Origin of the sequence: Psychrobacter jeotgali (assembly GCF_904846315.1) — a bacterium.
GTDB lineage: Bacteria > Pseudomonadota > Gammaproteobacteria > Pseudomonadales > Moraxellaceae > Psychrobacter > Psychrobacter jeotgali.
Genome location: NZ_CAJHAF010000001.1, coordinates 1,217,249 through 1,240,828 on the forward strand (window position 1 = coordinate 1,217,249; position 23,580 = coordinate 1,240,828).

The following is a 23,580-nucleotide window of genomic DNA, read 5'->3' on the forward strand; positions in this document are numbered from 1 at the left end:
GAGCACGTAACAATGATAGCGATAAATGAGCCGTTAAACTAGCATGTTTTATTAATTATCGTTGTTAACTGTCGTAATCGACCCCATATATTAGCTATTATGCGCTCTTTTAGAGTATTATTTCTGCTACTTAACTTACATCGTTCATGCTATTTTATAGCTAGATATGACTATTATCTTGATACCTATCTCTATCTTTAGCACTGACTATAATGGCGCTAAGCCTTGGTGCTAAACTGATAGAGACTTGCTAGCGGATCGATAAGCGTCACGTAAACACAGTTGACAATAGCAGCGGTTTTGCTAAAGTAGCGCTAATTTATATTATTTTATATTAAGGACTTATGTATGGCCAATCCTATTGTCAGTCGCGCAGAACTTGCGGTCGGCGGTAAGCCGATGACCGTCAAGGGCGTGGTACAAAAAACCACGATGTTATTAGGTTTGTCAGCGCTCTCTGGTTTAGGCTTTTTCTTTTATGCTATTGCTGCTGGACTCTCTAGCAGCTTTATCTACATGACTGCAATCGTGAGTATGTTTGCTGGTGTAGGCTTAGCATTTTTTATGATTTTCAAGCCGCATATGGCAAAAACCCTTGCTGTTCCTTACGCGTTATTAGAAGGGCTGTTCTTGGGCGGTATCTCGATGATATTTATGAGCATGTACCCAAGCGTGCCTTTGACCGCATTGTGTGCAACCTTTGTCACCGCAGCAGTAATGCTAGGTCTGTACCGTTCAGGTCTGGTCAAGGTTACTGATAAATTCCGCTCTATCATGATGTCAGCAGTATTTGCGATTATGATCTTGTATGTGGTGCAGTGGGGCTTTGTGTTATTTGGCTCAAGCTTACCGTTTTTATTTGACGGCGGCATGATTGCTATTGGATTTAGCTTATTTGTCATCGTTATTGCTTCATTCAGCTTGCTGCTTGACTTTGATAATATCGAGCGCGGTGTCGCTGCTGGCGTATCTGAAGACTTTGAGTGGATATTCAGTGTCGGTATCGTTGCCACTCTAGTGTGGATGTATATCGAATTCCTACGCTTGCTTAGCTACTTACAAGACTAATTTGTAACACTAAGCTAAAGCCTTTTAATAAAAAGCTTTTTAATAGCTGACTCTAACTAAAACGCCTGCTACTTTTATAGTACAGGCGTTTTTTATGGTTGTTGATAAAGAATCAGATGAAACTTTGTTATAAGCTTTAATATAGCTAAGTCACTCTAAAAGTGTTGTAACTCAGTGCTACTGATATTAATTTTGCGCAGCCTCTGTCAGCGTAGACACAGCACGCCAGTAAAGTTAATATCAGTAGCACGTGGCTAAATATGTCAGTTTTATTTGGGATTGACTATAGTTTTACTTTAATAACATAAGTCTAAGCGCGTTTTAAACGCAGCGCATTTAGCACGACTATTAGTGAGCTTAGGGACATACCGATCGCCGCCAGCCAAGGCGGTACGTAACCAAAGATGGCTGGCAATAGTACGATACCATTATAGCCAAGCGCCCAGCGGAAGTTTTGTTTAATGATACGCTCAGTTTTATCAGCAATACGCTTGGCGGCTGTAATAGCTTCGATTTGCCCGTTCAAGATAATACTGTCACTCGATACCTGCGCTAAGTCGGCGGCCCCTGCAATAGATGTCGATACATCAGCAGCGGCTAACACCGGCGCATCGTTGATACCATCACCGACCATTAACACCACGGCATTTTGGGCTTGTAACGCTTGAATGTGCTCGACCTTGTCCGTAGGTGATAGACCATTATAAGCCGACTGCATACCCAGAGATTCCGCCATAACTAGTGCTTGTGGACTGGGGTCGCCGGTCAGCATAACGGACTCGACACCTAAGCCTTTGAGGCTATCTAGCATAGTTTTTGCCGTATCACGAACTTTATCATTAAAGTAAAAGCACGCCAGCGCATGCCATGATTGGGACGGTGAGCGCTGAGAGGACAATACCACCGCAGAGCTGGCACGATTGGCTTCCAAATCGATAATTAAATCGCTCTCCACAGTAGCATCGCTATTATCTATTTTGTTCATCCTATCTAGCGCAAAGTCAACGTGACCAATACGATAGAGGACCCCATCAATCCTTGCTTCTACCCCGCCTGCCGGATAATACTCTAGATCCTGAGTGGTAGGTAGATGAAGTTGATAAGCCGCTGTTAATAGTGCATGCGCAATCGGATGTCGACTACCGACCTCTAAAGCTGCTGCTATTGATAGTAGCTCGTCTTGCTGCTCTACTTTCTGAGCAGCGTTTGTAGTTGATAATGCCGATGAGGATGAAGAAGGCAATAATTCAATATTTAGTAAATTGGGCTTACCGTAAGTCAAAGTGCCGGTTTTATCAAAGGCGACATGGGTAATCTCAGCTAGGGTCTGCAAAGTATGACCACGGGTAGTCAAAAAGCCGTAGCTTGCTAAGCGGTTGGTCGAGACCGTCAGAGCGATGGGGGTAGCTAACGACAATGCACAAGGACAAGTGGCGACCAATACCGCAACCGTTGCCCAAATCGCTTGGCTGGGATCCACAATATACCAGCCGATAAATACCAATACTGACAATACTAAAATCCGCGCGACGAACCAGCGTGCCAACTTATCCGCTTGCTGCGCTAATTTCGGTTTTTCGCTCATAGCCCGGTTCATAAGCCGATCAATCAAACCCATCTGGCTATCTTCTGGTAACGCCGTGACTAACATCTCAAAGGGCTGACTGTCATTTTGGGCACCGCCAATAATGTAGTCACCCTGCTGCTTAATGATTAAGTCGCCCTCACCTGTCAGCAAGCTTTGTGACACTGTAGCAGTTTCGCTTAACAAAATACCGTCGCTGATAATTTCAGCACCAGCCTCCACCATGATAATATCGCCAACCTGCAAGCTGTGCGCGGTGACCATCTCATTGTTATCTTTAGCTGGCTGTTGAGCTAACGAAGCATTTGAAGTTGATTGTTGTTCTAAATAATGATCCTGAGCTAGTAAATGCTGACGGTTCTGTTGCCAGTCCATCGCAATGCGCTTAGTAATCGCCAGCACATTCGCCTCTATATCGCCCATAAAGTTGGGTTTGGCACTAGCTAGCGATTTTGGCACGGACAATTTATCATCAGCAATAGACAGGTCGTCAGCAGCCGCTTGATTATGCTCATTTTGTTGTATCTGTGCTAACACCTGCTCAGCGGCCTGTTTATCCTCAGCGACCTTTTGGACCAAAACCGGCTCGACCACGACCAAATCATTGGCCATAGTGGCCGCTTTTAGACGCGCATTGTGCTCAATATAGCGCCCTGCCAGTAAGAAAAAGATAAACATACTGACCGAATCAAAGTAAGTCTCCCCTTGCCCAGTCACCGTAGCATAAAGGCTGGCGAAAAAAGTGACAATCAGCGCTACACTAACGGGCACATCCATATTGACTTGACGCGCTCGAATGGCTGACCATGCCGAGGTAAAAAACGGAATGCCGGCATAAAAGAACACAGGCGTACTAACAAATAAAGACACCCAACGCAAAAAGTCACGTTGAAAAATCAGCATGTCACTATATTCACCAAAATAGATTGCAACCGCATACATCATCGCTTGCATAGCCCCTAGTGCAGCAACTCCAAGGCGTATTAGCATCTGATTATTATGCTTGGCTAGCATGGCTTCATGAGTATCTTGCCGATACGGTTTGGCATCGTAGCCAATTTCATTGATAACCGCTAAAATACGGCTAATGGGCAGTTTGGTTTCATCCCATACAATGCGCATGCGCTGATTGGTTAGATTAACTTGGCTTCTCTCAATGCCATTGATCTCCTCTAATCGCGACTCAATCAACCAAGTACAGGCTGCACAGCGTAAGTTATTGACCGATAATTCAGCGACTGACAAACCATCTTGGGCATAAACAAACTGCGACTTTATTTCATCATGATCATAAGCTTCAAGACGAGTCAGCTGGGTTGGTAAACTTGCGGTACGGTTAATCTCTGAGCGATCTAGATAATACTGCTCAAGTCCAGCTTCAACAATGCTTTGTGAGGCTAGCTGGCAGCCCATACAGCACATTTCACGTGCGCTACCAAGCACTTCAGTATAAAAAGGCGGCTTGGGTACCGGATCGCCACAATGGAAACAGTGATCCGCTGGTGGTAACACCAAACCTTCGGTGATAGAGTGATCCTCATAACCAGAGGAAACCGCTAATGAGGAGGAAGGATTTGGTGAAAAAGAACTGGACATAGTCGCTCTTATTTCCTTTAAACAGGCTAAAATAGGGAACAGGGTTTATCTGAGATTTACTTAACGGCCATAACGTTAACTTGAATGCTATCAATCAGAAATAAAGCCTAATTAAAACTGGGCTTAATCCATATAAAAAACATCATCAGCAAGTGGATAACTCGTTATCTTATATGGCCTCTATAAGCCACATTAAAAGCTATTTTTTATTTAAAAAACTACCGAACATTTATCATCTGTTAAACCTTTACCAATAATCTTTTTCACTACCCTAGTGAAAAGCGCTACAGCCTCAATTTTATCAAGTACTAACAGATTATAAATGGTTATTATCATAATACTCCTCATAGGCTTTAGCCCTATAAATATTTAGGTCAGTGATGATAGATTGAAAATCTTGTCAATTTGCGTCATTATGAAGCAGTTTTTCTATCCCAAAACGGTGCGTTATCAGTGCAAAAATCCCATTCTACTCTATCACAGTCGTCTAAGCCTGCTGTAAATACGCTACCCTCGCAGCAGCGCGGCTTGGTATTTAGCAGTATTTTATTGATCATCATTATTGTTGGCATGGTGTTGCTAGCATTATATCTGGTCAAACTTGATCGTACCATTACGCACAAGTTTGAGGGCAAGCGCTGGGATCTGCCAGCAAAGGTGTATTCTCAGCCCCTTGAGCTTTATCAAGGTGCGAATGTAGATAAAGCCTCGATTGATACCTGGCTTGACTTACTCAATTATCGCAGTAATAAAGCCTACGAGCAGACAGGTAGTTTTCATAAGTCAGGTAATGATTATTTCATCCATACCCGCGGCTTTACTTATAGCGCTAATGACGTTGATAAAGAACAAGTCATCAAAATGACCCTCTCTGGCAATAAAATTGAATCCATTCAAAGTACTGAGCAGAATAAAACCGGCATCATTCGCTTAGAGCCTGTAAGTATCGGTGGTATTTATCCGGATAGCAATGAAGATCGTTTAGTGGTGTCCTTAGATCAGGTACCACAGCCCCTTATTGATGCTCTGATTGCTACTGAAGATCGCAGTTTTTATGAGCATAAAGGAGTCTCTGTACGTGGTATTGCGCGCGCTGTGCTCAACAACTTCTCGGGACGTTCCATGCAGGGCGGTTCAACCATTACCCAGCAGCTGATTAAGAACTTTTATCTTAATTCTGATCGCACCTTAAAACGTAAAGCCAATGAAGCGATAATGGCGGTGTTGCTAGAGCTGCATTATAGTAAAGACGAGATTTTGCAAACTTACCTCAATGAGATTTATTTAGGTCAAAATGGCAACCGTTCAATCAATGGCTTTGGACTAGCATCGCAGTTTTATTTCAACCAGCCATTGAATGAACTGCGTTTAGATCAACAAGCTTTATTGGTAGGGATGGCAAAAGGTCCTAGCGTTTATAATCCACGCCGACATCCTAACGACTCTAAAGCGCGCCGTGATACGGTACTCAACAACATGCTCACTGTTGGTATGATTAGCCAAGAAGATTATGATAAAGCTATTGAGCAGCCTTTAGGGGTGGTTGAAAAACCTATCGAAGGTAAAAGCCGCTTCCCTGATTTTTTAGATATCGTCAAACGTGAATTAAATGAAGTCTATTATTCTGATGATCTTAAAAATGAAGGTCTTATTATTATTAGTACCCTTAATCCAATCACCCAGTTAGCCGCTGATAAAGCGGTAGATAAAAAACTGGGCGAGCTGCGCCGTGGGAGCAGTAAAACTAAAGACCTACAGGGCGCACTGGTTAGCGCCAACCCTGAGACCGGCGAGCTGGTGGCAGTAGTCGGTAGTGGTAGCGAATTTACTGGCTTTAACCGAGCGGTTGACGCTAAACGTCAAGTAGGCTCACTTCTCAAGCCAGTCATTTATATGACCGCATTAGAAAGCGGTCGTTATAATCTAGCAAGCCCAGTGGACGATTCACCGGTAACGGTTAATTTGAGTGATGGTACCAAATGGACTCCCAAGAATTATGATGGACGTGATCACGGTTATGTCCCTCTTACTACTGCACTGGCCAAATCTTATAACCAAAGCACCGTACGCTTGGGGATGGAATTTGGCGTAAGTACTTTTACTCGCCAGCTCAGACGTTTAGGTGTGGAGAAAAAAATCCCTACTTATCCCTCCGTACTTTTAGGGTCAGTAAACTTAAGCCCTATGGACATGCTGGGTGTCTATCAAGTCTTTGCCACTGGCGGCTTTCGCACTCCCATTCACAGTATTCGTACTGTTATCGATGATAAGGGCCGTATCTTACAGCGTACAGGACTGAGTACCCAGCGTAGCATTCCTCCTGATGTCAACTATTTGACCAATTATGCTCTGCAGCAAGTAGTCAAAAATGGTACTGCACGCCGAGTACAGTCGCTAGGTAGTGAGCTTAATCTGGCGGGTAAAACCGGTACCACTAATAACTACCGTGATGCATGGTTTGCAGGCTATAGCGGCAATTATGTTAGCGTAGTATGGGTTGGCCGTGATGATAATAAGCCTATAGGGCTTAGCGGTGGTACTGGCGCATTACCAGTATGGGTTGACTATATGAAGCGCCTAAAGCTTACACCTGTTGCTATGCCTGAACCAGAAGGTATTGAATGGTTATGGCTTGAGAACAACTCCGGCAAGCTCTCCAATGAGCGCTGTGCCAACGCTCGCTATTTACCAGTATTATCAGCTCATTTACCAGAAGAAGCCAGTGACTGTGCCCTACAGCTGTATCAACAAGAACGTGCTCGTGAGCAGATTCAATGGCAGAATGAGCAAGGCTCAATAAACCAGCAACGTCAGCAAGAAGGGTTAGAAAACTTAGACGATCAGGCTAATGATGGCGGTGACCAACAAGACGATGATAACGCCCAGCCACAAGCAGATACTTGGTACGATCGCGCACTCGAATGGTTTTAGTTTAATTCAGATTAAGGCGCTATTTATTAATGCTTTAGCCAGTTATTAACGGTCTATAAGTAGCGCTACTATCTTAGTAGTCATAACATTATAAAGAAGGGGTTTGACATGGCAGTATCAGTTTGGCATCGCCAATTAATAGCTATTACAAGACTTCAATCAATGGCACTTAAACCGACAGTACTATTAAGTATTTTTGGCGCTTTAACTTTGACAGCTTGCCAAACTGTACCGATGTCACCATCCAGTCCTGCTGGCGCAGTTACTAGCCCTTCAAGCGCCACAACCGGACCTACTGATAGTCGATTTGATGATAGTAGCATGGCCGATAGCGCTGATAGTGTTGATGACGATAGCTCTTCAATTGAAGTCTACACTCCTCCCGTACAATCCCCTAGAGCGAGCTATCCAGCAGCTACGAACACCCCGTCGACAATTCCGGAAAATGTTTATCCTTACTCTTCAAGCCCCCAAACTTCCTCTGCTCCCGTCATTGTTACGCCAGCACGTGAGGACACCTTACCCTCTCCCTCTATACCCTCGCGTAATGAGCTGTTAGAACGTGCTCGTCAAAACTCGCAACAGCAACGCCGTCAGTCTACAACTGACCAAAGCGAATTGCCGGCATTTCGCAGTTTAATGCAAACCGGTACTAGCCAGCTCAAAGCTGGCAATCTGACCGCCGCTGAAAATAGTTTTACTCGTGCACAACGCTTGGCACCGCGCTCATCAGCAGTTTACTTTTATTTGGCTCAAGTGGCATTAAAAAAGAACCAACCTCGTAAAGCTGAAGCTATGGCAAGGCGTGGTCTCAATGTTGCAGAGGACGATAGCCGCCGCCGAGCCTTATGGCAGATTATTCTACGCTCAGGACAGCTACAGAATAATACCCGAGTGATTCGTGAAGCCCAGCAAGCACTTAGGTAACGTCAGTAGCTGAACTACGACTATTACTACTTTTATTATATTATTTCGTAAACTCATTTTTAAACCACTTCATTTTTAGATAAGGTTATTTTATGGCATGGCAACAACTCCACCTGCAATGTGAAAAAAAAGACGTCGATTTAGCAGAAGCGCTATTATTAGAAGCAGGCGCTTTATCTATCGTCCTAGAGGATGCAGGCGATCAACCGTTATTTGAGCCTCTACCCGGAGAGTCACCATTATGGGATGAAGTGGTACTCACAGGAATTTTTGATGCCACAACAGAGACAGGCAGCCGTCAGGCAGTAGAAAGTCTAAGCCATGAGATTGCAGCTCAAGTACAAGCTAGTCGTATTTGGCTAAGTGCCCTTGAGGATAAGGATTGGGAGCGAGAATGGATGAGTCATTATCATCCTATAGAATGTGCTAATAACTTATGGATTGTGCCTGAATGGTTATCTCCACCTGACCCTGATGCAGTTAATATTATTATGGATCCAGGTTTGGCTTTTGGTACCGGTTACCATGCTACTACGCGCTTATGCTTAGACTGGCTAACCGAACAGGACTTAACCGATAAAGTGGTCATTGATTATGGTTGCGGTTCGGGTATTTTAGGTATCGCCGCCCTGCTGTTAGGTGCGCGTCAAGTCTACGCCGTAGATATCGATCCCCAAGCCGTTCTTGCTACCAATCAAAACGCAGCACGTAACAAGGTTGATGGTCAACTTAAGGCCTTTTTACCCGATGAATTCCAAGATTTTTGTCAGCAGAACGATGTTTTACCAGTTGAGGTTATTGTCGCTAATATTTTAGCCAGACCACTAATCAGTTTAGCACCCTATTTCGCTACTTTAATAGCACCACAGGGCCGTATAGTTTTAGCAGGACTGATAGAAGCACAAACCGAGCAAGTTAGCGCTGCCTATGAACCCTATTTCAAGCTCGATCCTAAACATGCTTTTAGTGCTCAAGAAGATCAGCATTGGCAACGTTTGTCAGGTATATTTACACAGTAGCAACATTAAATTACATATGTTATAATAAGGAGTTAGCTTTGGTTTACATAATTGATGCTGCTCCTTTTTTATGTGAGTTAGTTCATCATTAATCCATCTCAAAACCTACCGCTTCGATAATTGATAGCCAATATCAAAATATATGGGACAGTGGTAAGTGGGTATGCGACCTAGCAGGTCGTAACTTTTTGGACTTGACGATATGACGACACCCATAAAAACTCAGTGCCCAAGTTGCCATACTTGCTTTGAGCTGTCTGAAAAACAGTTAGACCAGCCTGAGACCAAAGCACGTTGTGGACGCTGTAAGCAAGTTTTTACGGTAAATGAACATTTATTAGTTTTAGCACCAGCCTCTGAAGCTGTTACATCTATAGACATCGATGATTTAGACAGCGATAGGCTTATTTATGATGATATGGATATTGAAGCTAATACTGAAAAGGTAAATGGCAAGTCTAATATTGAGCCTATATTTGATTCTCTTGATGAGATGCAAGCTTGGCTAACAGAGCTGAAACCGACGACAATTCATTCGACTAAAGACACTACTCAAAGTAATAAACATAACTACTCTAATAGTAATCGCTTAGCAAACGATGGCCATAAAAACTGGAATTTAAGCGATTGCATAAAACAGTTATCAGATGCTAACAGTGACCGAGATTACGCCTACCCCTCACCACATGCAAATATAGTAAACGACGAAGCTGTTTCTAATACTAAAAACGTCTCTGACCTTAAAGGCTCAGCCAGCAGCCAAAAGCACTTTATTTGGCTTGAAGACCGTCTGAAAGAAAAAAGAATCGATTATTCTGAACCTAGCTTAAATCGGCTCTTGTCAGATATGGGTGTTAACATCGCTACCGCACAAAACAATAACGTTCAGACTCAAGCTATAAGCCATTTAGCTGCTAAACAGCGACCTCCTCTTACCCGTGCCCAAACCTCTATTGCTACCTTGCTGTGGTCGCTTGGCTCATTAGTATTAGTACTACTATTGTTTGCTCAATATATTACTTTTAATTTAAATACTTTAGTCAAGAACCCAGTTTATGCTCAGCATTTGCAGAGCCTTTGTACCTTAGTGGTGTGTAGTCTGCCATACGCAGATATTGACGCGTTTCAAATTACTGATCTTAACTACTTACCTAGTCAGATAAGCTCCCCTGTGGTCTTTAGTGACATTAAGGCCAGCCTAGTAAATCAAAGCGATTATTCTCAAATTTTACCGAGCTTAAAGGTGAGCATTCATGGTAATAACGCTTTAATTGGAGAGTTTATTGCCATGCCTGAAGATTATTTGCTTAGTCCGCAAAATCAGTTAGCAAGTCATTATGATAAGTCGGTTATGTTCACTATCCCTATAGCTATCGATCAAATAAATAAAGTAGTAATAGATCCTATCTATTGATAGTTTTAGAGATGAATAGTGCTATATTTATAATCCATACTATGAATATATGTCCCCTTAAACTAGAAGCTTGTCAAAAACTGACAGTTGCTTATACTATTTATTAATCCTTAGTAAGTGTTAACCTTTTATAGTCGTTCACATAACCCCGTGCCTAACTCTCTTTATATTTAAGGACAATACCTCATGGCAACTCACTCACAGATATCTGCCGACCGTCTTGCCCAAAGCCAGCCAACCTTTAACCGAGCTGAAAATCAAGGTGTTGATAGTAGCACCCAACATCCAGAGATGTCCGCCCCTTTACGCGTCCATGTCGAGCGGGTGGTTCGTGAGTATTTTGCTGCCTTAGGTGATGAGGTGCCAACAGACTTATATGAGCTCATTCTGCAACAAGTAGAATTGCCTTTGTTAACCGTGGTTCTTGAACAAACACGTGGTAATCAAACTAAGTGTGCACAAATTTTAGGGCTTAACCGTGGAACCTTGCGTAAAAAACTCAAAGCTTATGACTTGATGTAATCTGCACAGATGACGTTCATAAGCACACTCATAGGGTAACAATGCTATAAAAAGAGTCCTATTACTGTTTTATATTTTGTATAAAACGGTCAGATGTTTTATCATTATCATGCTCGGTAATTCGTAGACTATCTAGGGCATGTTGAATAGCATTAAATATGGATAAATAATCTCTGTCATTGGCAAGCCTAAATATCCCATAAACCCTAACGTAGTCACCATATTACCATTACTATTTTGCCGGACGTTGCTGTCAGGCTTTTTTTTATGGAACTGTTTTTATGGTTACATCACCACTTGCTCTGCTTTCAGTCTCTGACAAATCAGGTATTGTTGAATTTGCTCAAGGTTTATTACAATCTGGTTTCAGCTTATTATCTACTGGCGGTACTTTTCGCCTGCTCAAAGAAAACAACGTTGCTGTCACTGAAGTATCGGACTATACCGGCTTCCCTGAAATGATGGACGGCCGAGTCAAAACCCTCCATCCCAAAATTCATGGCGGTATCCTAGGTCGCCGTGGCACTGACGATGAAGTCATGAGCTCCAATGATATCGAACGCATCGACTTGGTAGTGGTTAACCTTTATCCGTTCGCCCAAACCATTGCTCGTCCCAACGTGACTATGGATGAAGCTATTGAAAATATAGATATTGGTGGACCAACTATGGTGCGCGCAGCGGCCAAAAACCATGCTCATGTTGGTATTGTGACTGATCCAGCGGACTATGAGCGCATCTTAGAGGCTCTTGGTAATGATACTAAGCTCAGCACTGCTCTGCGCTATGATTTGGCTGTAAAAGCTTTTGAGCATACTGCCCAATACGATGGCATGATTGCCAACTTCTTAGGCAGCCGTGTGAATGAGAACCAACAACCCGAAACCTTCTCACGTACCCTTAATTTACAGCTCGACAAGGTAGAAGACTTACGTTACGGTGAAAACCCGCACCAAAAAGCGGCTTTCTATGTAGAAAACCAGTCAACCGAGAATCAACAGGCTTCTATTGCTACTGCAAAACAGTTACAAGGCAAAGCTTTATCGTTTAACAATATTGCTGATACCGATGCTGCGCTTGAGTGCGTGAAAGCTTTTAAAGCCCCTGCTTGTGTCATTGTTAAACACGCTAACCCTTGCGGTGTGGCAGTTGATAGCGACCAAGTTAGCGCTTATCGTACGGCTTTTAGTACCGACCCTGAATCCTCATTTGGCGGTATTATTGCTTTTAACCAGCTTTTAACAGTAGCGACCGCTAAAGCTATTATTGAGAATCAGTTTGTAGAAGTTATTATCGCTCCAAGTATTGAGGATGGAGTATTGGAAGTTACCGCTACTAAGAAAAACGTACGAGTATTAGTGTGTGGGGAGCTTTCTACTGCCAGACAGCGCCAACTAGACTATAAGCGTGTCAATGGTGGATTACTAGTACAAGAACAAGACTTAGAGATTATTGGCGCTAATGACTTACAAATCGTCACTGATGTGCAGCCAACTGAAGAACAAGTGGCTGATTTGTTATTTACTTGGAATGTAGCTAAATATGTCAAATCAAACGCTATTGTCTATGGTAAAAATCAGCGTACTATCGGCATAGGCGCTGGTCAAATGAGCCGAGTTAATTCAGCCCGTATTGCAGCGATTAAAGCGGAACATGCCGGCTTAGTTACTGAAGGTGCAGTAATGGCTTCTGATGCCTTTTTCCCGTTCCGTGACGGTATTGATAATGCCGCCGATGTAGGTATTTCAGCCATTATTCAACCCGGTGGCTCAATGCGTGATGACGAGACTATTGCAGCTGCTAACGAACATGGTATTGCTATGGTATTTACCGGTGTACGTCATTTCCGTCACTAACTAGCTTTTAAGCTTTTACTAATATTTTTTACTAAAAGCTAAGTAGTAGAACAACAAAAAGGCACTGTACGAGTACAGTGCCTTTCCTTTATTTATTTTAGATTTAGCTTTAAATTAACGCCCTTGGGCGCTTGCCATATTGGCTTCGTTGATATCAACCTTATAAACTAAACGTAAATACTCTAGATAATCTTGGAGTTGATCTTGACCTAAGTTATCTCGAATAATAGCTGCTGTTTGAGATCGCTCAATATCAGACAGCTGCGATTGACTTTCGGTACTGATCTGATCACCTACAATAACAGACGCTCCTATCTCAGTTTTTCTCGCTAACGCCACTACCTCATTGGCTGCAGCCTGCTCACTAAAGGCAAGGCTACGCTCTTTTTCAGTAAGCAGCGTCGTTTGACGAGTAATCTCACCCAAGTTTTGGAAGTTGACCGCTTGTTTACCGATATCAGCAACGGTTTTTATACCGGCAGCAACTTGCTTAGCGTCTTTAAGGGCCAAATCTGTAGCCTTTTGCTGACGAAGTATCTGCGTTATTTGCGCTGTCGCTACTGCAAGCGTCAAGGTTTTAGTAGGACGATAGTTGCTAGGTTGTACCCAAACCGTACTAGAGCCGACTTCAATGCCAGACGTTACTGCTTGATCTTGAATAACAAACTCATCAAAAGCTTGGTTGATGACCGCTGGCTGCGCTAATACTGAAGTATTATTTTCTTTACGATAATCTTTAAGACGTTTCAAAGACACGTTTTCTTGCTGAGCGATATCTTCAATGCTGAAACCATCAGCTGCCATATCATTGATAGCCGTTACTTTATCAGCATAAGTTTCTTGACGTTTATACTCCTGCGCTTTGGCTATCAGCTCTGCTCTCATACTTTCCATGCTAGGTAATTGACTACTATTGTCTTCAGTCACCTTGAAGATTTGGTAGCCAAAACTGGTCTTAATCGGCGCGGTCACCTCACCAACACTTAGCCCTTCAAGTGCTCGTTCAACAGCAGCCGCGTCATTGCCAAAGACTGATGGATTGAAGCGCCCAATCGCTCCACCGCTAGCCCCTGTTGGATCATCTGAGCTCTCTTTTGCTAGCTTGGCAAAATCCTCACCTTGATCTAAACGCGCTTTGATACTCTCAGCACGCTCTTTAGCCTTAGCTCCCGTGAGCAGAATCTGACTCAGTTGGCGCTCATCGACTACTCCAGTTTCGGCTTTATAAGCTTCATACTGGCGTTGTATATCTTCTTCTGTCACTTCATCAATTTTAATAGTCGCAGGATCTAATTGAATATAAGCCAAATCAACCATAGCATTGCTTTTTAGACTGTCTTTATTGGCATCATAATAGCTTTGAATATCCGCTTTACTAATACTCACTTGTTGCTGATAATCCCGCCAGTCGAAACGATGCAACCAGACATTGCGCGACTCTAGCTGCAAATCAATGAGCTGACTTACTGCTTTCATGGGATAAATGGCCGTTCCTACAATACTGGCATTGAGCTGATCTAAGCTCAACTGATTGCGAAACTCAGCAAACAACTGATCTTTGGTCATGCCGCGCTGACGTAAAAAGAAAGAAAACTGCTCGTTTGAGAAATTGCCATCAGCGTCTTTAAAAGCATCTTCTTGCAATAATAGACGATTGATAGTCTCATCTGACACCGTCATACCAAGTTTACCCGCCTGCTGCTCAAGTAAAGCGCGGTCTATCAAACCTTTCAATACTTGTTGATGTAATACCTCTTCATTTAATAAGCTGGCATCATCGAGCTGCTCTAAAATCTCTGAGCGCCTACTATTTACAGCATTTTGATATTCAGACAGCCCAACACTGGCCTCACCAACTTGAGCAATTTGGTTGGGGTCCACGTTTCCTTGGAAGTAGCTTTCAATACCTAATAATGCCAATGGCGATAGGCATAGAACCAATAAAATGCGACCAGGCCAACTCTTCAAAAAATCGCGCAATTTATCCATAATTTTTCTACTTTATAAAACTATATTAATGAAAAACCATTAGCGCAGCATAATTAAATAACATGAGGGATATCGATGTTATCTAAATCATGATTATCAGCAATGGCTTAATGAATGAAAGACGGCCGTATTTTATCAACGATAGATAGGGTGCTGAAGCAATACAGTTACATGCGCCTATGATACGTGAATTTTCGTATAGACTCAAAATATTCACGTAGCTATAGCAAAGATAAGCTGAAAATAGGCTATAGATTTATCAATAAAAAAAGCACCTTATCAAAAGGTGCTTTTCTATTATTTTTTAGTTTTATTAAGTTAGCGTTGTATTGATTGATGGTTAATTATAATTAGAACCTTATAATCAGTAACTTAATATTGAATACCCTATTCGGTACTCTAACTTATGGTTAATCGGCTTAGTTCAAACGCTCTTTTAGATTTTTACCTGCTTTAAAGCTTGGTACTTTGCTAGCTGGGATATTAAGCTCTTCACCAGTCTTAGGGTTACGACCAGTACGGGCTTTACGATCTTTTACACTAAAGGTGCCAAAGCCAACTAGTGAAATACTTTCACCAGCTTCTAATGCTTCACCTACACTTTCCATTAACGCATTTAGGGCATCACCGGCTTGAGTTTTGTTCAGGCCACTTTTGTCTGCGATGCTATCAATTAATTCTGACTTATTCATAAAATTTCCTTCAAGTTTAAGGGCTGTAATAAACGCTAACGCCAAGAATTGTAACGTTCTCAAGCGATTTAAGCAACATAAACCTACTCGACGCGCATCTTTACGGGTTAATCGTTGTTTTACTTTAATTTCGCTATATAAGTGTCTTTATATCAAGGCTATATAAGGAGCGCAAGCGATTTTACATTTTTTCGTGCTTAAAGCTACGTATTTGACACTTAACGTTACGTAAGTATGCTGTAATTTATCTTCTATACAAAGAGCTTTTGAGCGAAATACGCTAAACTACGCCAATAATAAGCATAATCTAGTCATTAAAAGCTCTTAAAACCTAGCATAAACACAGTTATAACTGGTCTGGCTTGGGATATAAAATAACCTTGAGTTAGTGTTTATGAGTTACCATAATATTAATTTTGGTAATGATTTCCTATAATTACTTTTTATGATAGAAACGTTATGATAAAAAACAATGTAATAAAACATTATGCGTTAAAATCACCGCTGTATGCTGCTATCGTTAATGTTATTATAACCCCGTTTCTACATTGGAGATGATTAGGCTTAGTTAAAAGCTAATGTCTATATTAGTATAATAACATTAGTATAAAAACCAACTGGTACTACTAATAATTACAACAAAAACAGTTGCTTATAAAAGACCTTTAATTAATCTTAACCTAAATAAAAACAATGGAATATTTACATGAAGCGTTCTACGTTGTCTCATTCTCTTCTTAATATCGTTCTGGTGTTCATTGAGTCAGCATTAACGCTGCTGTTACGCTTAGACCCTGAACTGCGCAAAGCCGCCTACCCTCTTGCCAAACAGGGCACTGTTGTCTGTTTGCGTTTATATCTGCCCCATGTGCAAGTTTTTGCGACCTTTAGTACTAAAGGTATCCTTCTAGATGCTGCGTTGCCACCAGATCGCAGTGAGCCTGACGTCATTATCAATGCTTATACCATTCAAGTTCTCAATGCTATTAGCACTCATGATCACGAGACCACCGAAAAGCTACAAATGCGTGGTGAAGTGACTCAGGTAAAATTGGTTAAGCACTTTATAACCCAAGTTGGACTCGGTAGCTTGATTCAAGGTGTTATGAAGAGGTTTAAAGGTGAGAATAAAAAACCTAAGTCTGATGCCGCAGAGCAAGCAGAAAAAAAGAACGAATACCAGCTACGTATTAAAGAACAGCAAACTCAAATTAGCACTTTGACGATCAAAAATCGTGAGCTTGAGACTACTGTCAAAGAATTGCAAAGCAAACAAAAAGTATTGACTATAGCCTTGGTAGTCACCGTTATTGTCGCTATTATCGTCATTGTCGCTATCATGGTAAGCTAAATATAGGCTAATACTTTATATGGCTAACGCTTAAAGGTGGCTACTCAAACTCTTGCCCCTAATTGAAGCACTATTTCTATGCTTTGATTAGAGGGTTTAGCAACATAATTATATTTAGCCAGCCCTTATGTCATACCTTTATAATCTCCTAGTAATATAGATACCAAATAGATAAAAGTTTCTATATTAACCCGCCATTAACCCGCCAGTTTTAGGGTCTTTACTCTTCAATTGTTTTTATCAATATGAGCAATAAAAAAGATTAATCAATCCGCTACATTTTAATCTTGACTAAATTAGTCAGGATTGCTTATAATAGACTTATTAAAACATGACCCTACACATCGAATTGGAAATTCATTGATCAGTAGCATTCTATTAGATTGATGACCGTTAGTTTAACGCTTATACATATGAAGCGATAAGATTAATACAGTATTCAATTTGGCCTATAACTGATCAGTTTGGAGACAAATTATGCGCTTAACTACCCGAGGCAGATACGCAGTCACTGCGTTGTTAGATTTAGCTTTACAAGCCAGTCAACAAGATGGCGCTGTCTCTTTATCAGACATTGCTAAGCGCCAATCTATTTCTATCTCTTATCTTGAACAGCTATTTTCAAAACTGCGTAAGCGTGGATTAGTAACCAGTATTCGCGGCGCAGCAGGTGGTTATTATTTAGCAAAACCGCTTGATGAGATTGATGTGATGACTATCATTTTAGCCGTCGATGAATCTGTCAATGCTATGCAATGCGGCGGGCATGGGGACTGTCAAGGTGGCAGTATGTGCCTAACTCATGATTTGTGGTGTGCGTTATCAAATCATATTGAGCAGTACTTGAAAAACATAACTTTAGCGCAATTATTAGACATGAAAAACGTGCCGTCTGTATCAGCACGTCAACAAAACTTATCTTTAAAAGATATTAACACTATTACCTTATCGACCAGCGAGGCGAATCCAGCATGAGTCAACATAACCAACTTATTTATTTAGATTATGCCGCTACTACCCCAGTTGCTAGATCTGTGGCTAAGAAAATGAGCGAATACCTAACGGTTGACGGGGTTTTTGGTAACCCAGCGTCACGCTCACACGGCTACGGCTGGCAAGCTGAAGAAGCGGTGGAAACGGCACGCCAACAAGTTGCTGAAGTGATTAATGCTGATCCTCGTGAGATAGTATTTACTTCAGGAGCCACAGAGTCAGATAACTTGGCCCTGAAAGGTGCTGCACACTTTTATCAATCACGTGGTAAGCATATTATTACTAGCAAGATTGAGCATAAAGCTATCCTTGACACCTGCCGCGAACTTGAGCAAGAAGGTTTTGAGATTACTTACCTTGAGCCTCAAAAAGGTACGGGGTTAATTCTACCTGAACAGGTCAAAGAGGCTTTACGTGAAGATACTATCTTAGTTTCACTAATGCTTGTTAATAATGAGCTTGGTACTGTAACTGACATCAGCGCTATTGGTGAGATTACTCGTGAAGCTCGTGTCATTTTTCACGTAGATGCGGCGCAAGCTATCGGTAAAGTTAGTATTGATTTAGAAAAGACTAAAGTTGATTTAATGAGCTTCTCAGGTCATAAAGCTTATGGCCCAAAAGGTATTGGCGCTTTATTTGTAAGCCGCAAACCTCGTGTGCGTCTAAAAGCAGAACAGCATGGCGGTGGACACGAGCGTGGTATGCGTTCAGGGACACTCCCTACTCACCAAATCGTAGGTCTAGGTGCTGCATTTAGCTTAGCAGAAGAAAGACGCGAACAAGATTATGCTCATGTAGCAAAGTTACGTCAAAAGCTTTGGGACGGTCTACAAGATATTGAAGAGATCTATCTAAATGGCGATTTGGAGCAAAGTGTTCCTCATATCGCTAACATCAGCTTTAATTTTGTTGAAGGCGAGTCATTGATGATGTCGCTGAAAGATTTAGCCGTATCCTCAGGCTCAGCCTGTACCTCAGCAACCTTAGAGCCATCTTATGTATTACGTGCTATTGGGCGTTCAGATGAGCTAGCCCACAGCTCTATCCGCTTTAGTTTCGGACGTTATACTACTGAAGAAGATATCGATATCGTCCTCAGCCAAATGCATGAGGCAGTAGATAAATTACGTGCTTTATCGCCACTTTGGGATATGTATCAAGAAGGTGTAGACCTAGACTCAGTAGAATGGGCTGAACACTAAGATATAGGCTTTATTAGCTACGATTAATATTAAACAGATACGGTACAGCTATTATAGTTTATAGCTACTAAAATCACTGAAAAATCAAACCGTTATAGTAATAAACGTTTGACCCCAATTATTGATAAGTAGTGTAGAGAATACTACTTATCATCTAACCAGGAGAAGACTCATGGCATATAGTGACCAAGTTATTGATCATTACGAAAATCCACGCAACGTTGGCAACCTTGATAAGAATGCTAAAAACGTTGGTACCGGTATGGTCGGTGCCCCTGCTTGTGGCGATGTAATGCGTCTACAGATTCAAGTCGATGACCAAGGCATCATTGAAGATGCACGCTTTAAAACTTATGGTTGTGGCTCAGCAATTGCTTCAAGCTCACTAGTGACTGAATGGCTAAAAGGCAAAAGCTTAGATCAAGCTGGCGAAATCAAGAACAATGACATCGCTGAAGAGCTAGCTTTACCACCAGTAAAAGTTCACTGTTCAGTACTAGCTGAAGATGCTATCAAAGCTGCTATTAGTGACTATAGAGGCAAAAGTGCAGCAGCGGCTGAAGGCAATAACGTAGAAGAAGCTACTAGCTAAGCTCAACGCTCACCTTATTGTCTCTGGTGCTGAGCTGTACACTCAGTACGGCACCAACTTATTAAAGCGTCAAAATTATCTATTACACTGTCAAGGTGACAATAACGCTTATGTGATTGTCACCTTTTATTTTAAATAATTACCTCAATATAGTTTATTAGTACCCTATCCTAAGAGGTTTATAGGTAGCAAAAACGTCTCATAGAATGAGAGAGACTATATTTTGCTAGGGTGTTTTACATATTAAGAGTCAATAGGAGTTGGCATGATTGAAATGACAGAACGCGCCGCTCAGCATGTTCGAGATTTTTTGGACAATCGCGGTAAAGGTGAAGGTATTCGAGTAGGTATTCGTACTGCTGGTTGCTCAGGACTGGCCTACGTCCTAGAGTTTGTAGATACGCCAGACGAGAATGATACTAGATTCGACAGTCGTGGGGTTAATATCTTTATTGATCCAAAAAGCCTAGTTTATCTAGATGGTTTAATGATGGATTATGAAAAAGAAGGTCTAAATGAAGGCTTTAAGTTCACTAATCCTAATAAAAAAGGTGAATGTGGCTGCGGTGAATCTTTCACCGTATAATGATCTGAACCTTCATAATAATAAATAAAAAAGCCAGGTATACGCTATGACAGTTACCAGTCAACAAGCTCAGTTTGATAACTTTTTTACTTTGTTTGAGCAGCCTGCTCAATTTGAGCTATCGCAAGCTGAGCTAGATCAGCGCCTACGCTCTCTGCAAAAACAGTATCATCCTGATAATATAGCGAAAAACAACAGTGCAGATGGCATCGATAAAGCCACTATACAGCAACGATCAGAGCAATCTTCTGCTTTAATTAATCACGCTTATCAAACGTTAAGCGCTCCTGATAGCCGCGCCACTTATCTATTAGATTTGGCTGGACAAGCGCAAACGTTAGAAAACTCTATCGCAGATTTAGACTTTCTAGATGATGCTATGGATATGCGTATTCGTTTGGATGATGCTATTGACCTTAAAGATTTAGCAGAGCTTAAACAGTTGCATCCACAAATCTCTGATCGTTTGCAGACACAGTCGAGGCGCTTCAGTGAGGCCTATGAAAGTGAAGACTGGCAAACCGCTATTGATGCCGCTCAAAAGCTAAAATTCCTTGTTAAGCTGGATGCAGATGTTATCGCCGGTCTTGATGAAGTTGCTAATGCAGCCGCTCAACTAGATGATGATGACCTGTACGTTTAATCTTTAGCTATTTATTTATTTTTATAAAGCTAAAAAGTAAATATGCTTTTATTTTGCCGTATAATCTGCTGCGTCAAACCTACTTTTGAACCGAATGATAAATACTGTATTAATAAATAATATATTAGTAGTCATTAATCATCATAGCTTTATTACCCTATTTTATAGCAGACTTTAATTTACCTATTCTATATCTGATTTGAGTTGTCTTATGTCCTTATTGCAAATCGCTGAACCCAATCAAAGTGCCCAGCCTCATCAGCATCGTTTCGGTCTTGGTATTGACTTAGGAACCACGCGCTCGTTGGTCGCAGTTGTCCGTTCTAGTAAGGCGCAAGTATTGCAAGCAAATGCAAGTACAGACACCCTTTTGCCCTCAGTTGTGTATTATCCAGAAACTGGTTCTCCACTAGTAGGCTATGAAGCGCTAGAGCACCTGCCTGATGATCCAAAAAACACAATTATTTCAGCTAAGCGTTTTATGGGTCGTAGTCAAACAGATATTAAATTCTCTCACCCTTATGAGCTCAGTGGTCATGCTGATAGTATGCCAGCATTTGTTACCGCTCAAGGCGAAGTATCGCCTGTAGAAGTCTCGGCCCGTATTCTAGCAGCACTAAAACAGCGAGCTATTGATGCGCTACCAGAGGATAGTATTGAAGGAGCAGTAATTACCGTTCCTGCTTACTTTGACGAAGCGCAGCGCCAAGCAACTAAAGATGCGGCTCAGGCTGCAGGAATCAATGTTTTACGCTTGTTAAATGAACCTACAGCAGCGGCAGTGGCTTATGGACTCGATAAACCCTCTGAGGACAATAATGCCCATTATTACTTAATATACGACTTAGGTGGCGGTACTTTTGATGTCTCTATCCTTAAATTGACTGATGGGGTCTTTGAAGTATTAGCGACTGGCGGTAATAGTGCCCTTGGTGGCGATGATATCGACCGACTACTAACTAATTGGCTGATTAAGCAGCTAAATATCGCCCCTGCAGAGGTGAGTTTGCATGACAAGTCTATCCTAGCTCAACAAGCTAAAGCTTATAAACAAGCGCTAAGCGACGCTGAGCAAGTAGATATCGATATTGTAGTCAACGATCAGTCTTATAAAGGCGTTCTAAATCGTGAGCATTTACTCGCTATTGCTGACCCTGTCAGTCGCCGAACGCTGAGCGTCTGCGAGCAAGTCCTACGTGACGCTAAATTAACTACCGAAGCTTTAGACGAAGTCATTTTAGTGGGTGGTTCTACCCGTATGCCTGCGGTTCAACAAGTGGTTGCTGATTTCTTTGCCAAGCAGCCATTATGTCGTCTTGATCCGGATGAAGTAGTCGCTTTAGGCGCTGCGCAAACTGCGCATCAGCTGGTCAATGGCGATAGTGACAGTAGCCTATTATTATTAGATGTGACTCCTTTATCGCTCGGTCTTGAAACTATGGGCGGCTTGGTAGAAGTGCTTATTCCCCGTAACACCCCTATTCCAGTCAAAAAGCGTCAAGTATTTACCACTTATCAAGATGGTCAAACGGGCATGGTAATACATGTGGTACAGGGCGAACGTGAAACTGTAGAAAACTGTCGTTCGCTAGGGCGTTTTGAGCTATATGGTATCCCACCAATGAAAGCTGGATTTGCCCGTATCGAAGTTACCTTTAGTATTGACGCCAACGGTCAGCTGACGGTCAGCGCCCAAGAAACCACTACTGGTACCGAAAGCAAAATTGAGATTGTCCCTGCTTATGGTTTGTCTGATGAGCAAAAAGAGCAACTGCTTATGGCTGGCTTTAAACATGCAGAAGAAGATAAAAATGCGCGCTCATTAATAGAAACCAAAGTAGAAGCCGAACGTGAGCTCCTAGCATTACAATCCGCGCTTACTGAGTTTGCAGCTTTGTTAGATGACGATGAAATACAACAGATGAGTCTGCAAATGCAAGCTCTACAAACCGCGCTTGAGAGCGACGATTTAACCCTTATCGAAGCTAAACAAGTGGACTTAAAGCCGCATAGCGATGCTTTTGCTGCTCGTATTATGAACCAAAGTATTAAAACCAGTATGGCCGGTACTAGTGCCCAAGATTGGTAAAATTACGACTGAAAAGATAATAGCGCTTTCTAATTTATAACTTTTTATATTCAAAACTTTCTGAAACAAATAGTAGCGGATAGAATAATTATGCCAAAGATTACAGTACTACCCCATCATGAAATCTGTCCTGAAGGGACTGAAGTTGAGCTAGAGCCTGGTAGCAATTTATGTAAAGGGCTATTAGAAAAAGGTATCAAAATTGAGCATGCCTGCGAGATGTCGAAAGCCTGTACCACTTGTCATGTTGTGGTGCGTAAAGGATTCGATAATTTGGATGAAATGGATGATATCGAAGCGGATTTACTTGACCGTGCTTGGGGACTTGAGCCAGACTCACGCCTATCTTGTCAGGTAATGATTGAAGATGAAGACTTGACGATTGAGATACCTAAATATACTTTAAACCATGCTAAAGAAAATCATTAATCATGTGCTAAGTATCTTAGAGAAACTCTATTAAAAAGCCAGCTATTGTAATAATAGCTGGCTTTTTAACGCCGTAGTAAACTCCACTATTTA

The 23,580-nt window shown here is 41.8% G+C and carries 18 protein-coding genes; 15 read left to right on the forward strand and 3 right to left on the reverse strand.

Annotation, left to right across the window (positions count from 1 at the left end):
* The first annotated feature begins 348 nt into the window (after positions 1–348).
* Positions 349–1,068 (forward strand): Bax inhibitor-1/YccA family protein, encoded by a 720-nt coding sequence (locus JMX18_RS04875; protein ID WP_201585105.1) that lies wholly within the window; start codon positions 349–351, stop codon positions 1,066–1,068.
* Positions 1,069–1,378: 310 nt separating this feature from the next.
* On the opposite strand, the gene JMX18_RS04880 is transcribed toward JMX18_RS04875, so the two are convergent.
* Positions 1,379–4,249, reverse strand: a complete 2,871-nt coding sequence (locus JMX18_RS04880) for a heavy metal translocating P-type ATPase (RefSeq protein ID WP_201585107.1) — start codon at positions 4,247–4,249, stop codon at positions 1,379–1,381.
* Between the two features lie 453 nt (positions 4,250–4,702).
* Between JMX18_RS04880 and mrcB the strand changes: the two genes are divergently transcribed.
* The 6 genes from mrcB to purH all read left to right on the forward strand — a co-directional run bounded on the left by mrcB (position 4,703) and on the right by purH (position 12,918).
* On the forward strand, positions 4,703–7,180 hold the full coding sequence (gene mrcB, locus JMX18_RS04885; protein WP_201585109.1) for a penicillin-binding protein 1B: 2,478 nt from the start codon (positions 4,703–4,705) through the stop codon (positions 7,178–7,180).
* Positions 7,181–7,288: 108 nt separating this feature from the next.
* Complete coding sequence (locus JMX18_RS04890) at positions 7,289–8,107, forward strand: tetratricopeptide repeat protein (protein ID WP_201585111.1); 819 nt, start codon at positions 7,289–7,291, stop codon at positions 8,105–8,107.
* Between the two features lie 92 nt (positions 8,108–8,199).
* Positions 8,200–9,126, forward strand: coding sequence for a 50S ribosomal protein L11 methyltransferase (gene prmA / locus JMX18_RS04895; RefSeq protein WP_201585113.1), 927 nt, complete (start codon positions 8,200–8,202; stop codon positions 9,124–9,126).
* A gap of 202 nt (positions 9,127–9,328) precedes the next feature.
* The gene (locus JMX18_RS04900; protein WP_201585115.1) at positions 9,329–10,540 is read left to right on the forward strand and encodes a DUF3426 domain-containing protein; all 1,212 of its coding nucleotides are present in this window, start codon (positions 9,329–9,331) and stop codon (positions 10,538–10,540) included.
* A gap of 186 nt (positions 10,541–10,726) precedes the next feature.
* Entirely contained in the window at positions 10,727–11,062 is a 336-nt protein-coding gene (fis, locus tag JMX18_RS04905; RefSeq protein WP_201585123.1) for a DNA-binding transcriptional regulator Fis, read from the forward strand.
* Between the two features lie 281 nt (positions 11,063–11,343).
* The gene (purH, locus tag JMX18_RS04910; RefSeq protein WP_201585125.1) at positions 11,344–12,918 is read left to right on the forward strand and encodes a bifunctional phosphoribosylaminoimidazolecarboxamide formyltransferase/IMP cyclohydrolase; all 1,575 of its coding nucleotides are present in this window, start codon (positions 11,344–11,346) and stop codon (positions 12,916–12,918) included.
* Positions 12,919–13,032: 114 nt separating this feature from the next.
* Here purH and JMX18_RS04915 read toward each other — a convergent pair whose 3' ends face one another.
* Both JMX18_RS04915 and JMX18_RS04920 read right to left on the reverse strand, forming a co-directional pair.
* Positions 13,033–14,907, reverse strand: coding sequence for a SurA N-terminal domain-containing protein (locus JMX18_RS04915; RefSeq protein ID WP_201585127.1), 1,875 nt, complete (start codon positions 14,905–14,907; stop codon positions 13,033–13,035).
* A gap of 419 nt (positions 14,908–15,326) precedes the next feature.
* A complete protein-coding gene (locus tag JMX18_RS04920) occupies positions 15,327–15,599 on the reverse strand; it encodes an HU family DNA-binding protein (RefSeq protein ID WP_201585129.1) in 273 nt (90 codons plus the stop codon).
* 706 nt (positions 15,600–16,305) lie between these two features.
* Between JMX18_RS04920 and JMX18_RS04925 the strand changes: the two genes are divergently transcribed.
* From JMX18_RS04925 to fdx, 8 genes are all read left to right on the forward strand, one after another.
* Complete coding sequence (locus tag JMX18_RS04925; RefSeq protein ID WP_201585131.1) at positions 16,306–16,950, forward strand: hypothetical protein; 645 nt, start codon at positions 16,306–16,308, stop codon at positions 16,948–16,950.
* 477 nt (positions 16,951–17,427) lie between these two features.
* Complete coding sequence (locus tag JMX18_RS04930; protein ID WP_201585133.1) at positions 17,428–17,925, forward strand: Rrf2 family transcriptional regulator; 498 nt, start codon at positions 17,428–17,430, stop codon at positions 17,923–17,925.
* Positions 17,922–19,148, forward strand: coding sequence for an IscS subfamily cysteine desulfurase (locus JMX18_RS04935; protein WP_201585135.1), 1,227 nt, complete (start codon positions 17,922–17,924; stop codon positions 19,146–19,148). Before JMX18_RS04930 ends, JMX18_RS04935 begins: the two co-directional genes overlap by 4 nt.
* A 172-nt stretch (positions 19,149–19,320) precedes the next feature.
* On the forward strand, positions 19,321–19,740 hold the full coding sequence (gene iscU / locus JMX18_RS04940; RefSeq protein ID WP_201585137.1) for a Fe-S cluster assembly scaffold IscU: 420 nt from the start codon (positions 19,321–19,323) through the stop codon (positions 19,738–19,740).
* A 265-nt stretch (positions 19,741–20,005) separates the two neighbouring features.
* Entirely contained in the window at positions 20,006–20,326 is a 321-nt protein-coding gene (gene iscA, locus JMX18_RS04945; RefSeq protein ID WP_201585144.1) for an iron-sulfur cluster assembly protein IscA, read from the forward strand.
* A gap of 46 nt (positions 20,327–20,372) precedes the next feature.
* Positions 20,373–20,969 carry a Fe-S protein assembly co-chaperone HscB gene (gene hscB / locus JMX18_RS04950; protein WP_201585146.1) on the forward strand — a complete coding sequence of 199 codons (597 nt, stop codon included), beginning with the start codon at positions 20,373–20,375 and terminating at the stop codon, positions 20,967–20,969.
* A gap of 211 nt (positions 20,970–21,180) precedes the next feature.
* Entirely contained in the window at positions 21,181–23,058 is a 1,878-nt protein-coding gene (gene hscA, locus JMX18_RS04955; RefSeq protein ID WP_201585148.1) for a Fe-S protein assembly chaperone HscA, read from the forward strand.
* Positions 23,059–23,148: 90 nt separating this feature from the next.
* Entirely contained in the window at positions 23,149–23,487 is a 339-nt protein-coding gene (fdx, locus tag JMX18_RS04960; RefSeq protein ID WP_201585150.1) for an ISC system 2Fe-2S type ferredoxin, read from the forward strand.
* Positions 23,488–23,580: the final 93 nt, after the last annotated feature.